This window comes from Sporosarcina sp. FSL K6-1540 (assembly GCF_038620285.1).
Classification (GTDB): Bacteria; Bacillota; Bacilli; order Bacillales_A; family Planococcaceae; genus Sporosarcina; species Sporosarcina psychrophila.
On sequence record NZ_CP152018.1, the window covers coordinates 4,267,604 to 4,280,808 of the forward strand.

Annotated in this window: 19 protein-coding genes; 1 reads left to right on the forward strand and 18 read right to left on the reverse strand. The window is 42.1% G+C overall.

What is annotated here, in order from left to right; genetic code table 11:
- Window positions 1-26: 26 nt before the first annotated feature.
- From MKY15_RS20300 to MKY15_RS20385, 18 genes are all read right to left on the reverse strand, one after another.
- A complete protein-coding gene (locus tag MKY15_RS20300) occupies window positions 27-911 on the reverse strand; it encodes a polyprenyl synthetase family protein (protein WP_338656471.1) in 885 nt (294 codons plus the stop codon).
- The gene (xseB, locus tag MKY15_RS20305) at window positions 904-1,113 is read right to left on the reverse strand and encodes an exodeoxyribonuclease VII small subunit (RefSeq protein WP_067213961.1); all 210 of its coding nucleotides are present in this window, start codon (window positions 1,111-1,113) and stop codon (window positions 904-906) included. The genes MKY15_RS20300 and xseB overlap by 8 nt, the downstream gene beginning before the upstream one ends.
- 33 nt (window positions 1,114-1,146) lie before the next feature.
- On the reverse strand, window positions 1,147-2,502 hold the full coding sequence (gene xseA / locus MKY15_RS20310; RefSeq protein ID WP_342538414.1) for an exodeoxyribonuclease VII large subunit: 1,356 nt from the start codon (window positions 2,500-2,502) through the stop codon (window positions 1,147-1,149).
- 72 nt (window positions 2,503-2,574) lie between these two features.
- Window positions 2,575-3,450: a bifunctional methylenetetrahydrofolate dehydrogenase/methenyltetrahydrofolate cyclohydrolase FolD gene (folD, locus tag MKY15_RS20315; protein WP_338656838.1), complete on the reverse strand. Its 876-nt coding sequence runs from the start codon at window positions 3,448-3,450 to the stop codon at window positions 2,575-2,577.
- Between the two features lie 24 nt (window positions 3,451-3,474).
- On the reverse strand, window positions 3,475-3,855 hold the full coding sequence (nusB, locus tag MKY15_RS20320; RefSeq protein WP_067209891.1) for a transcription antitermination factor NusB: 381 nt from the start codon (window positions 3,853-3,855) through the stop codon (window positions 3,475-3,477).
- A gap of 114 nt (window positions 3,856-3,969) precedes the next feature.
- Window positions 3,970-4,371 carry an Asp23/Gls24 family envelope stress response protein gene (locus MKY15_RS20325; RefSeq protein WP_067209894.1) on the reverse strand — a complete coding sequence of 134 codons (402 nt, stop codon included), beginning with the start codon at window positions 4,369-4,371 and terminating at the stop codon, window positions 3,970-3,972.
- Window positions 4,372-4,388: 17 nt separating this feature from the next.
- Window positions 4,389-5,735, reverse strand: coding sequence for an acetyl-CoA carboxylase biotin carboxylase subunit (gene accC / locus MKY15_RS20330; protein ID WP_338656468.1), 1,347 nt, complete (start codon window positions 5,733-5,735; stop codon window positions 4,389-4,391).
- A 13-nt stretch (window positions 5,736-5,748) separates the two neighbouring features.
- A complete protein-coding gene (gene accB, locus MKY15_RS20335) occupies window positions 5,749-6,258 on the reverse strand; it encodes an acetyl-CoA carboxylase biotin carboxyl carrier protein (RefSeq protein ID WP_067209900.1) in 510 nt (169 codons plus the stop codon).
- A gap of 389 nt (window positions 6,259-6,647) precedes the next feature.
- Window positions 6,648-7,193: a SpoIIIAH-like family protein gene (locus MKY15_RS20340; RefSeq protein ID WP_067209902.1), complete on the reverse strand. Its 546-nt coding sequence runs from the start codon at window positions 7,191-7,193 to the stop codon at window positions 6,648-6,650.
- Window positions 7,180-7,650: a hypothetical protein gene (locus MKY15_RS20345; protein ID WP_187044998.1), complete on the reverse strand. Its 471-nt coding sequence runs from the start codon at window positions 7,648-7,650 to the stop codon at window positions 7,180-7,182. The genes MKY15_RS20340 and MKY15_RS20345 overlap by 14 nt, the downstream gene beginning before the upstream one ends.
- A gap of 22 nt (window positions 7,651-7,672) precedes the next feature.
- Complete coding sequence (locus tag MKY15_RS20350) at window positions 7,673-7,840, reverse strand: hypothetical protein (RefSeq protein ID WP_156476043.1); 168 nt, start codon at window positions 7,838-7,840, stop codon at window positions 7,673-7,675.
- An 8-nt stretch (window positions 7,841-7,848) separates the two neighbouring features.
- Window positions 7,849-8,748, reverse strand: a complete 900-nt coding sequence (locus MKY15_RS20355) for a stage III sporulation protein AE (protein ID WP_187044999.1) — start codon at window positions 8,746-8,748, stop codon at window positions 7,849-7,851.
- 15 nt (window positions 8,749-8,763) lie between these two features.
- Complete coding sequence (locus tag MKY15_RS20360) at window positions 8,764-9,162, reverse strand: SpoIIIAC/SpoIIIAD family protein (protein ID WP_156476044.1); 399 nt, start codon at window positions 9,160-9,162, stop codon at window positions 8,764-8,766.
- A complete protein-coding gene (locus MKY15_RS20365) occupies window positions 9,141-9,350 on the reverse strand; it encodes a SpoIIIAC/SpoIIIAD family protein (RefSeq protein WP_067209912.1) in 210 nt (69 codons plus the stop codon). The genes MKY15_RS20360 and MKY15_RS20365 overlap by 22 nt, the downstream gene beginning before the upstream one ends.
- A 135-nt stretch (window positions 9,351-9,485) precedes the next feature.
- Window positions 9,486-10,043, reverse strand: coding sequence for an elongation factor P (gene efp / locus MKY15_RS20370; protein ID WP_067209913.1), 558 nt, complete (start codon window positions 10,041-10,043; stop codon window positions 9,486-9,488).
- A gap of 25 nt (window positions 10,044-10,068) precedes the next feature.
- Entirely contained in the window at window positions 10,069-11,178 is a 1,110-nt protein-coding gene (locus tag MKY15_RS20375) for a Xaa-Pro peptidase family protein (RefSeq protein WP_342538416.1), read from the reverse strand.
- Window positions 11,132-11,572 carry a type II 3-dehydroquinate dehydratase gene (gene aroQ, locus MKY15_RS20380; RefSeq protein WP_067209918.1) on the reverse strand — a complete coding sequence of 147 codons (441 nt, stop codon included), beginning with the start codon at window positions 11,570-11,572 and terminating at the stop codon, window positions 11,132-11,134. The genes MKY15_RS20375 and aroQ overlap by 47 nt, the downstream gene beginning before the upstream one ends.
- 62 nt (window positions 11,573-11,634) lie before the next feature.
- The gene (locus MKY15_RS20385; protein WP_187045001.1) at window positions 11,635-12,063 is read right to left on the reverse strand and encodes a hypothetical protein; all 429 of its coding nucleotides are present in this window, start codon (window positions 12,061-12,063) and stop codon (window positions 11,635-11,637) included.
- 129 nt (window positions 12,064-12,192) lie between these two features.
- Between MKY15_RS20385 and MKY15_RS20390 the strand changes: the two genes are divergently transcribed.
- A complete protein-coding gene (locus MKY15_RS20390; RefSeq protein WP_338656455.1) occupies window positions 12,193-13,173 on the forward strand; it encodes a DUF1385 domain-containing protein in 981 nt (326 codons plus the stop codon).
- The last annotated feature ends 32 nt before the right edge of the window (window positions 13,174-13,205 follow it).

A 13,205-nucleotide genomic window follows, 5' to 3' on the forward strand; every position in this document is an offset into this window, starting at 1 on the left:
CGATCAGCACAACAATTTAGTTCGCTTTACGACTCTCGTTCGACGATATAATCCGCGAATAACCCTAGAAGCGGATGCTCCGCTTCCAAAAAAGCAAGAGATTCTCTTGCGGATTGGTGATGTTCTGCCAGACGTGCCATTGCACCCTCTAGACCAAGCAGTGATGGGTACGTGGACTTCTCACTTAACGCATCGCTTCCTGCAGTCTTTCCAAGTTCTTCAGTCGTAGACGTGATATCTAAAATATCGTCCTGTATTTGAAATGCGAGTCCAATATGGTAAGCAAAGTCTTTCAACTTTGCAGACTTTTCTTCATCTAAACCGGCTAATATGGCACCAGCACCAATACAAAATGACAATAAAGCCCCTGTTTTATTTACATGTATTGTTTCAAGCTCCGATAAAGACACGCTTTTTGTCTCGCCTTCAATATCAAGCATTTGTCCGCCGACCATTCCTGTCGCTCCAGAAGCGTCCGATAGTAAACGGATGATTCGAATAGTGTCTTGTGCGGATGTATCTGATAAGTGAGTTAAACTTCCAAATGCCAGCGTCTGTAGAGCATCTCCTGCAAGTACAGCAACCCCTTCCCCATACACGATATGGTTCGTCGGTTTACCGCGCCTAAAATTATCATCATCCATACATGGCAAATCGTCGTGAATGAGGGAATACGTGTGCAGTAATTCAGCAGCACAAGCTACCGTCAATGCATCTTCAGATTCCACGCCAAGATCTTCGAGCGTGGCTAGAACGAGGAGAGGTCGGATCCTTTTTCCACCGGCATTGATTGAATAGGCCATCGAGGATTTCAATGTTTCAGATACATTCGTAGCCGCAAGCAAGCTATTCAATTTGGCATTGATAATAGGTAATTTTTTTGTTATAAATTGTTGTAATTCATTATGCATTCGACTCAGAACCTTTCGCAGGATCGAATTCTGCCTTATTGCCATCTTTGTCGATAATGGAAATGAGTTGTTTTTCAGCATCCTGTAATTTCCCGTGGCAATAAGCGGATAGTTCCATCCCTTTTTTGTAAAGTGTAATTGCATCCTCAAGTGGTACGTCCCCTGTTTCAAGCTTTTGGACAACTTCCTCTAAGTTAAGCATCGCTTCTTCAAAGCGGATTGGCTCTTTTCCCAATTAAATTTCCTCCCCTTCATGCAATGTAATCTTTTGGACCATCGCTTCTACGGTTCCATCTTGCAAGCGTATTTGAATGTTTCCACCAACCTCAAGCGATTTGGTAGAATTAGCAACTTCGTTGTTCTGATAAACAATCGAATAGCCGCGCTCCATAATAGTAAGTGGGTTAAGTGCCTTTAGCATACGAACAGATGCATGGAAACGATCACTTTGTATGCGAACGTCTTGATGAACTCCCCTAGTCAAACGTTCCGTGAGTGCCACTATATTCCTGTGACCTTCTTTGATTCGCTGTTCAGGTGAGAAAGTGGACAGCATACTATTTAACCTTTGGTATTGGGATAGCCGGTGGCCTGTAATATCTTGTCCGCTTCGTAAGAGTCTGCCCTCAAGTCCAATCAATCTATCAGTGAACGGACGATAAAGACGCTCTGGAAATTGAAGTGGATAGGATGTTTGTAAGCTTATAAGATGTTTGCGTTCATTTTTTATCTGATTGGAAAGTGAATTATAAATAGCACGTTTCCGGTCCAATAGCCTTTCAAACAACTCGTCACGTGCAGGAACGGCCATTTCAGCTGCTGCTGTCGGAGTAGGTGCCCTTCTGTCCGAGACAAAATCGGCAATTGTCGTGTCGGTTTCATGCCCGACAGCGCTGATAACCGGAAGTCGGCAAGAAAAGATTGCTCGTGCTACCGACTCTTCATTGAACGCCCATAGGTCTTCTATAGAACCCCCGCCGCGTCCAACGATGAGAACATCGATGGAACCATATGTATCTGCCTGTTCGATTGATTTGACAATGGAAGGTGCGGCTTGCGGTCCCTGAACAATCGCAGGAAACAAAATGATTTCTGCAAGTGGATAACGTCTTTCAATTGTTGAACAGATATCTTGAATTGCGGCACCAGATTGCGCCGTAACTACACCGATTTTAGTTGGAAACAAAGGTAGCGGTTTTTTCCAACGCGCATCGAACAATCCTTCTTTCCCCAGACTCTCTTTCAATTGTTCAAACGCGAGATAAAGCGCACCGATACCATCAGGTTGCATTGATTGGACATATAATTGATAGTTTCCGCTCGTTTCAAAAACTGTTACATCGCCTGTAATCAGTACGTTCATGCCATTTTCAGGCTTGAATTTAAGACTTGATGCGCTAGAACGGAACATCGCTGACTGTATCCTACTTTTTTCATCTTTCAAGGTGAAGTATATATGTCCGCTCGGATGACTTTTAACGTTCGACAGTTCCCCTTTAACAAATACATTACGTAAATGGGGATCTGCATCGAACTTCCGTTTAATGTATTTCGTTAATGCTTGTACAGACAAGTGTGGGTGTCCGGCCAACAGTCCCGCCTCCCGTTTCTTGACGTATAGAAACGCTGTCTTTTCAATGAAAAACAGCGTCCGTCCGGTTTTTTATAGTTGTTGTGAACATCTTCCCTCTGCAGAAGCCTGTTCTGCACTATGAAGTGTGTTTTTCAGTAACATCGTAATTGTCATCGGACCTACCCCACCTGGAACCGGTGTAATAGCTGAAGCTTTCGTTTTTGCCGATTCGAAATCGACGTCTCCGCATAATTTACCATTTTCATCGCGGTTCATACCAACATCTATAACGACAGCGCCTTCTTTAATGTGCTCATCTGTGATGAACTTTGTCTTGCCTATTGCGACAATGAGAATATCAGCCTGTTTCGTAAATGAAGCTAAATCCTTGGTTTTAGAATGACAGTATGTGACTGTCGCATCGCGCTGTAAAAGCAATTGACCCATCGGTTTTCCGACAATGTTACTGCGTCCAACGATAACAGCATGCTTACCGCTGATTTCAGTATCTGTTCGTTCGAGGAGTTTGATGATACCGTATGGCGTGCATGATAGAAATGCTTTTTGACCAATAATCATTTTCCCAACATTTTCAGGATGGAATCCATCTACATCTTTTGTCGGGTCAATTGCACTGATGACTAGGTTTTCGTCAATATGGTCGGGTAATGGAAGCTGAACCAGAATACCATGAATTGAATCATCATTATTCAGCCGTGTGACATGATTGAGTAACTCCTTTTCGGATACTGTGACTGGAAGTTCAATCAGTTCCGATTTCATGCCCACTTCCGAACTTGATTTCTGCTTGTTCCTAACATATGTACGGGAAGCCTGATTCTCACCAACCAGAACGACCGCAAGCCCCGGCTGACAACCGTGCTCTTTCAAAGCAGTTACTCTTTCCTTGATTTCGTCTCTGATCTCTTGCCCGATTACTTTTCCATCAATCAGTTTTCCAGTCATCATGATTCCTCCAAATGGTTTCAATTATTTTTCTTCAAACTTGGATAGTACACCGTTCACAAAACGGCCTGATTTTTCATCGCCGAATATTTTACATAGCTCGATTGCCTCATTCAAGACCACTCTATGTGGTACTTCCTCATTGAACAGCAATTCATAAACTGCGATTCTCAAAACAGTCCGCTCAATTTTCGGAAGTCGGTCCAATGACCAGTGTTCCAGTTTTCCTGTGAGGACCTCATCTATTGCTTCTTTATTTTGCACAGTTCCCCGTACAAGCTGTTCATAAAAACGATTTGCTGGTTCTTCAACAATGTAGTTAATTGCTTCATCTACACTCAATTCTGTATTATCAAGTTGAAAAAGGGTTTGTACTGCTTTTTCACGTGCTTCTCTTCGTTTCATCTTCTTATTCTCCTCCACTACCATATCTCTAGGGCATTATCATAGCATAAACAGGTTGCCGGATACAGTAAGACAAGTTGAAAAGCATCATCCGGCTGGACGATGCTTTTCAGATCATTCCGTTTCCGCTCCAGCCTCAAACTGGATCCCTGTAATATGGACATTGACTTCTTTCGTTTCAAGGGAAGTCATGTGGAAAATTGCATGACGAATTTGCTTTTGGATATCCACGGCAATGGCAGGTACAGAATAGCCGTATTCGACAACGCAATATACGTCAATCGTCAGACCCTCTTCAGACCATTCCGTTTTGACCCCTTTCCCATGGTTCACTTTACCGAACTTTTCCGCAACTCCAGTGGCAAAGTTTCCTCTTGTATTCGCGACGCCTTTTACTTCCGTCGTCGCAATTCCGATAATCACTTCAAGAACTTCGGGAGCAAGCTGGACACGTCCGAGCTCACCATCCCCCGCCGGAGCCATCCCGACGAATGTTGGAATTGTTTTATCAGTCATTCCAAGTCCCCTCCCTTTCAGTTCATAATCGTGTATCTTTCAAGAAATTTCGTATCGAAATCTCCTGATTTGAAGACTTCATTATCCATAAGCTTCAAGTGGAACGGGATAGTTGTTTCGACACCCTCAATGATAAATTCATCAAGTGCACGTTTCATCCTAGCTACCGCTTCTTCCCTTGTATCTGCATGAACAATTAGTTTCGCAACCATCGAATCGTAAAACGGCGGGATTGAATAGCCCGTATACATGGCAGAATCTACCCGAACACCAAAGCCGCCTGGAGGCATGTACATAGTTACTTTCCCCGGTGAAGGCATAAAGTTTTTCGACGGATTTTCTGCGTTGATGCGGCATTCGATTGACCAACCATTGATTTTAATATCTTCTTGGCGATAGGCAAGTTTTTCACCTGACGCAATTTTCAGTTGCTGTTGAACCAAATCAATTCCTGTAATCATCTCTGTAATCGTGTGTTCTACTTGGATTCGCGTATTCATTTCCATGAAGTAGAATTTTTGATTGATATGATCGAAAATGAATTCAACTGTTCCAGCACCCTCGTAATTGACAGCTTCTGCCGCTTTGACCGCCGCGTCGCCTACTGCTAATCTCAGTTCAGGTGTCAGAGCTGGTGATGGCCCTTCTTCAACAAGCTTTTGCATTCTGCGCTGAATCGAACAATCACGTTCTCCTAAATGAATTGTATTACCATATTTATCAGCAAGTATTTGAACTTCGATATGGCGGAACACTTCAATAAACTTCTCAATGTAGACGCCAGGATTGCCGAATGCAGCAGCAGCCTCTTTTTGAGTGATTTTGATTCCATTGATTAACTCTTCAGCATCCCTTGCAACACGAATACCTTTACCACCGCCGCCTGCTGTAGCTTTGATGATAACTGGAAAACCGATTTCTTCAGCGATTCGGAGACCATCTTGTTCATCAGCAACGATTCCAGTAGAACCTGGAACAATTGGCACACCTGCTTCTCGCATTGTTTCACGTGCTACGTCTTTCGTACCCATCCGTGAAATATTGTCCGCAGTAGGTCCAATAAATTCAATGTTAACCTCTTCACATAGTTCGGCGAAACTCGCATTTTCCGCTAGGAAACCATATCCCGGATGAATTCCATCGCAACCAGTTAGTTTTGCAACACTGATGATATTTGAAAAATTTAGGTAGCTGTCTTTAGATAATTTTGGACCGACGCAATAAGCTTCATCTGCTAATTCGACATGAAGAGCTTCCTGATCAGCTTCTGAATAAACCGCGACTGTTTTCATACCAAGTTCTTTACAAGCCCTGATAATACGTACGGCAATTTCACCGCGATTAGCTATTAAAACCTTCTTCATTTTTCATTCCTCCTTAATTAGCTCTTACAAGGAAGAGAGGTTGTCCGTATTCAACGAGCTGACCGTCTTTTACGAGAATCTCAACGATTTCCCCTGAAACTTCCGCTTCAATTTCATTGAATAGCTTCATTGCTTCTACGATGCACACGATAGCTTCCGATTTCACGCTATCACCTTTTTGTACATAAGCTGGTACATCAGGGGACGATGCTGAATAGAATGTTCCAACCATCGGTGATGTAATTTTGTGCAGCGATGGATCTTCCACTTGTACTTCAACAACGGGTACAACTGGTGTTACCTGTTGAGGAGCAATTACTTCTTCTGTTCTCTGAACTTGCTCAGCAGACACTCCCTGTTGAACAGATTGTTCTTGTTCGACAACTGTTGTAGCTACTGCAGCTTGTGCCGCACTACCTTTTTTTAATACGAGTTTTGCACCATCTGATTCATAAGTGAATTTTTCAATTGAAGATTGATCAATTAGTTTAATAATTTCACGGATTTCTTGAATTTTTAGCATGATCGATTCTCCTGACTCCATTATAATTATGTTCTTTAACTATTTTAGCTGTTTTCGTCCCATATTGAAATAGATAATGGTTATTTACATTAAAGTTTGCTGTTAAAGAACAAAAGCATAGGCGTATGTTTAGCTCCGATATGTAGGAGGGATGAAGTTCAGTCTCAGCCGGAAGGTCTGTAGGCAAAGGCCTAAAGTGACAGAGGAAGGCAGTTTAATTCCGCGACATCCTGTTGCAATAGCTGCATGACCCACGTCGTGTGGCCCAAGGGATAGGCGCTGGAGTCTAGACGTAAAATCTCTACGTTACAACTTCTCCACAGTACGAGATTTTATTATCTCCTATATAATAAAAAAAAGACCCTATTTAGGGCCTTCATTTTCCATATTCATTCCATGTCACCAGTAAAAGTAATATTCACTGCTTTTGCGTCTTTCCAGCTCGTCATGACGTAATGAGTAATCTCTTCCGCCATTTTAGATGAATGGCCTTCGTTGGAAAGGACAGTAATTTTCACTGCACCGTCTTCATTGTAGACAAATGCTTCAGGATATCCCATTGCTTTAATTTGTAATTCCATTAGCGCCTCAGCCGATTCGCGTTTAGTCAGCTGACCCATCTCTTCGTACACCTTGTTTTTTTCTTCGGCTGTATCAGACGTTAATATTTTAGACAACAATTGCTCCCCAATTTTGCTTCGTTCATCACGGATCTGCATTCGCATTTCTTCGAACACAACTGCTTCTGCGAAGACTGGTTGTGTTTTTTCTGCATCATTCGAGTTTTCGACCAGTTGTACAGCGCTTTCTGAGTCTTTAAAAATGTTGATCCCATCGAACGGCATTGGTGATTTTTCCTTGATGTAATAGATGGAAATGACTGCAACTAGACTGAGCAATGTTAAAAACCATACTGTTCTTTTATTCGTTCTCATTAGTGTTCCCCCTATTATTCATTTTAGCGATGACAATTCGATGTTCGGGCAGCTGGAGGACGGTTGACAGGATCTTCGATAGTTCGTTTTGAATTTTGAAGTCTTCCGCACCTTCCGCAACGACAAGAACGCCTTGTAGCTCACTTCCCTTTTTAGCCGATGCAGTGGACGTTGAAAAGTAATCGGTTAGCTGATTAGTAGACTCCCTATTTTCATAATGGAAATATAACGAAATTTCCCCGATCCCTTCAATTTTCATCAGCGCCTCTTGTAGTGCTGCAAATTCCCCGCTCTCCTCCCTCTTTCCCTTCTCCCCCCCGATGACCCCAAGACTAGAATTGATGAAAATGATGACCAGGAGAACAATCGTCCCGAGGAGGATCGTATGGGTTTTCCTTGTTGGTTTGTGCATATTATCACCATTTCCACTCATTGTGCCGCTTGTACGACCTGTCATCAATGAATCATTTTATGCAGTTTCATAGAAGGCTATGACCAAAAATCTTGAAGAATGATTGAATCATCCAAATGCCCATAGCGAGTTTAACAATTGGCAGGAAATTTTCTTCTGTTTCATTTGGAAATAACAACAGAATTGTTGAAGCCAAAAGGGTGATAAGAAGAACACCTATTAAAAAAGACTCCATTCCACGCCTCATTTCATCGTAGTAATCAACTTCACAAGGATTATTGAAAAAAGTGCAGTATAGATAAACGCAAAAGCTATTAAAAAAGAAACAGCACATAACACAAATAACGTTCTACCAATATCGTCCAAAATTCCAGTGATATCTTCATTCGCAAATGGTTCAATGAGTGCTGCGGTCCATCTGTAGAAAAACGCGGTAAGGAGTGTTTTAAACGATGGAATGAGTGCAACAGTCCAAATTGCCGATATAAGCCAACCTCCAGCGAAAACACTCGCCCCCGACGAATAGCGACCCATCGTTCCCATGCTTTCGGTCATAAATGAACCAATAAGGGGGACGTTTTGACGTATCAGCTCTTTAATAGGTTCGCTCGCTAGCCCAGTGAGCGCCCAAGTCATCGTGCCTCCCACGGTTATAAAAATGGAGTAAGCTGCAACGACGGCCGAAACCGTTCCCAGAAGGGTCGTCCGAATTAAATCTGCCATTTTAGTAAACGGAACGGCCGGTAGTATCCTAGATACAAGATCTAAGATAAGTGCAGCTGTTAAAAGTGGTATCAGTACTTTCTCCGTGAGGACAATTGCACCATTTGCAAATAACAGCATTGCAGGCTGAAAGTTCAGCATACTGAATGCTCCACCCGCAGCAACCATGCTGGCAGTCAATATCGGATAAATAGAAATGAACATCATCGATATCGAGTTTGCAATATCACGAATGAGAGTTAGATGTTCAAATGCGGGTTGCAATACAACCGTTACAACAATAAATATCAAAATCATCCTCGTCCATTTTGCAAACGATGGGAACAAAAAATCTACCAACAATGCCATAAAAGTTGCAATGATGATAATGACAAAGCTTGACAATACGGTTCCGAGTATCGATTCTAAAAAAGAAATCATGGATGCCCCGCCTGTTCATTTTGTAATGAGTTTTGAAAGGATTTCGATTAATGCGGACGTCTGCTGCATCCACAAAGTCAGTATGACAATTTTTACAGCGAAATGAGCTACTGCGGCAAGTGAGCCGTATCCTGCCTCTTCGATATGTTTTGCGATGAGCTCAGAGACATAAAACAGAATGGCACTGCCGATTAATAATTTTGCAAATGGATCTGGTAATGGTTCAAACAAAGCGACAAAATATTTCCCGAACGGAAAGACGATTGTATTAAGCAGGTGGAAGAGAAAATAGAAAAAAATAGATGCATACAAAATTGGCTGCAGTTTAGGTACAGTAAATGAAATGAGGAGGAGAATAAGGAAGACAACAATTAACTGAATTAAGGTTAACATCAGACTGACATCGACAACCACTGGAAAAACTCCGTGATTTCAGTGAAGAAAATCTTCAGGAAGCGGAGCATTTCAGCAGTGATATAGATATAAGCGATGAAAAAAAGAAAAAAGGAAAACTCTTTCCTGCCAGTTTGTTCGAAAAAGATATGCAGAAAACCGATGACTAATCCGATACCGGCAACGCGTAGCAAATCATTTAGTTCCATCCGGTATTCCCCCCATTACACTATCCTATGTGCAGTGGACCTGTCATATGCAAAAAACACCTTGCATCCCAATTAGGAACGCAAGGTGTTTTTTTAGTTTTAACAAAGTAAGTTGGCAAAAAGAACGATTCTTCCTTATGCGCGAGAAACGTATTCAGATTCCACTGTATTGATGATAAGTTTATCTCCGATGTTAACGAAGAATGGCACTTGTACAACAACGCCAGTTTCCATTTTAGCTGGTTTAGAACCACCGCTTGCTGTATCGCCTTTAATACCCGGCTCAGTTTCTGCAACTTCAAGAACAACTGTTACAGGTAGTTCAACACCAAGTACTTCATCTTTAAACAAGATAACATGAACTTCCATATTTTCTTTTAGGAACTTCAATTCGTCTTCAATCTGCTTCTCTGGAAGTTCAATCTGTTCGTACGATTCGTTATCCATAAAGACATGCTCGTCTCCATTTGCATACAAATATTGCATGCGGCGGTTATCAATTTGTGCTTTCGCAACTTTTTCTCCAGCACGGAACGTTTTTTCATTGACGTTGCCTGAACGTAAGTTGCGCAGTTTCGAACGAACGAACGCCGCGCCTTTACCTGGTTTAACGTGTTGGAAATCCATTACGCGCCAAATATCCCCGTCAAATTCGATTGTTAATCCTGTTTTAAAGTCGTTTACTGAAATCAAGATGATTCCTCCAATTGATAATAGATTATAAGATAAGTAGTTCTTTTGTTGAATGTGTTAAACGTTCGTTACCATTTTGCGTCATAATGATATCGTCCTCGATACGGACACCGCCGATTCCAGGCAGATAGATACCTGGCTCAACTGTGACAACCATATTTGGCTCAAGTACCGTTCCAGAACGGAAAGATAATGCCGGTCCTTCGTGTACTTCAAGACCGATACCATGTCCCGTTGAATGACCAAATGCTTCACCGTAGCCTTTAGATTTGATGTAATCGCGTGCAATTGCATCCGCTTCTATTCCGGTCATACCCGGTTTAATCTCTTTTAAAGCAAGTTCTTGTGCTGCAAGAGTCACTGCGTAAATCTCTTTCAGTTTATCAGAAGGTTCACCGACAGCGACAGTACGCGTAATGTCAGAAATATACCCTTCATACAATGCGCCGAAATCGAGCGTAACAAGATCTCCTGATTCGATTACTTTGTCCGTTGCAACTCCGTGTGGAAGTGCTCCGCGTAAACCAGATGCCACGATAATTGAGAAGGAAGATGAAGTTGCCCCTTGTTTACGCATCGCAAACTCAAGTTCATTTGAGACTTCTAATTCCGTCACGCCCGGCTTGATAAATTTACAAATATGCGTGAATGCATCATCTGCAATTTTAGCTGCTTTTTTCAAAATAGCTAGCTCATCTTCTGTTTTCACCATACGCAGTTTTTCGACGAGTCCCGAAACAGGTTTTAGCTCCGCTTCGACTTTTCCATTATATAATTCGTAAAGACCAAATGACATATCATCTTTTTCGAAACCGATTGTCCGAAGCTTCATGTTTTTCGCTTGCTCGGCCACTTCTTCAATGATGGTAGTCGTATGCTGAACGATACGGAAGCCATTGATTTCTCGTTCCGCCTGTTCAGTATAACGGAAATCTGTAATGAACACTGCATCGTCAGACGAGATAAGAGCAAGTCCTGCTGTCCCCGTGAAGCCAGTCATATAACGACGGTTGTACGAGTTCGTAACGAGTAGTGCATCAATGCCATTTTCTGTTAACAGTTCACGTAGTTTTGTCAATTTCACAGTTTCATACCCCTTTTCCCCGGAGAAGGAAAGCGTGGAAGGCGAGTTCATATCCGTCCGTGCCGAATCCGGCTAACTGGCCGATACAGACTGGCGCAATAACGGATGTCTCTCTGAACGGTTCACGGCTATGTATGTTCGAAATATGGATTTCGATGACAGGTACATCAACAGACGCGACAGCATCACGCAGAGCGATACTATAATGCGTAAACGCACCTGGATTGAAGACAATACCATCCAAGCCAGCGTCTTCTGCTTCATGGATTCGGTCGATTAAAGCACCCTCCCAGTTAGATTGGAAGAATGATAGTTCAACACCATGTAACAAAGCCACTTTGTCTAATTTACGTTCAACGTCTTCCAATGTTTCTGCGCCATAAATACCCGGCTCTCTCTTTCCGAGCCTGTTAAGATTGGGTCCGTTCAGAATTAGTAACTTCATCGCCACACCATTCCCCTCACCGTTGTCTATCCCATTTTATCATATCGTTCTTTTGTAGCAACTCATTTTACACTTTCATCCGAAAGTTTCTTCATAAAAACGGCCGTACCAGTAATAAACCTGAAAACTATAGCCATAACGGCAAAATATGGGAGTGATATGGATTTTATAGCTTCTAAAGGCGTTTTCGGTGAGCCAATCGTCCATTCGACTGCAAAAACAACGATAATTCCGATGATTAAGGCAGTAATAGATGGAGGAATTGACGTTGTGAATGAAACCGCAAAATAAACAATAATATATAACAATACTAGCGCTACAAAAAGCAAAGCCCATTTAATTGTGAAATGTGCCGAAGCGAACAACTGCCACTTTTTTGCCCAGCCAACAGGCGACCAGCTTATAAAATTAAATGACTGCAAAAATTTAAGTGCTATTGTGGTGAAAAAGGCGCCAATTAGCGCGGTCCATATTAATGTTTTATTAATCATGAAAATCCCTCCTATACAAAGTGTCGGGAGGTTCAGAACATTTTAAACATCATTGTGGAGTGTATGGCTGTTTTTTAGTATAATGAATTATAGGATTTAGTTGATATAAAAGAAAGCGTGGGTAAATGTATGGGAAAAGAACAACAACCTCCCGCTTACGGGGGACAAGCACTTGTCGAAGGGGTAATGTTCGGCGGTAAAAATCATACTGTGGCGGCAATTAGACGGAAGGACGATACAATCGATTACTTCCATCTGCCTAAAGAAAAGAATAGTGTCCGGATGAAACTGAAAAAAATCCCATTTGTTCGGGGGATAGTTGCATTAATCGAATCCGCTGGCGTCGGATCGCGGCATTTAACATTTTCAAGCGAACGGTACGATGTAATGCCGGGAGAAGAAATAGAAAAGGAAGAAGAGACTTCAAAATTAGCGATGGTTCTTGGTGTCGCTGCGGTCGGAGTATTATCTCTGCTTTTCGGGAAATTTGTTTTCACACTTATCCCAGTTTTTCTTGCACAAGCATTGCAGTTTGTTGCTCCCGGGAAAACTGCCCAAATTTTACTTGAAAGTTTGTTCAAACTTATTTTGTTACTGACGTATGTTTCCCTCATCTCGATGACTCCCCTTATTAAACGGGTATTCCAATATCACGGGGCTGAGCATAAAGTAATCAACGCTTATGAAAACAAATTGCCCATGACAGTCGAAAATGTTCAGGCACAGTCAAGACTTCATTTCCGTTGCGGCAGTAGTTTCATGCTATTCACTGTAATTGTTGGGATGTTTGTCTACTTCCTCGTGCCGACCGACCCATTTTGGTTACGCATTGTGAACCGGATTCTTCTTATTCCGGTTGTGCTTGGTATTTCTTTCGAGGTTTTACAATTAACAAACTCACTTCGTAACGTTCCAGTACTGAAATATTTAGGTTATCCTGGATTGTGGCTTCAGTTATTGACGACAAAAGATCCGGATGACAAGCAAGTAGAAGTTGCAATTGCTTCATTCGAAAGATTGTTAGAGATTGAAGAGCATGGCGCTGTGGCTATGGAAGTTGTAACGAAGAGCGATTCTGAAACAGAAACAGAAACTGTTCCTGTAACTTAAGAAAAGCGGAAGCTGCCAATTATGGCTACTTC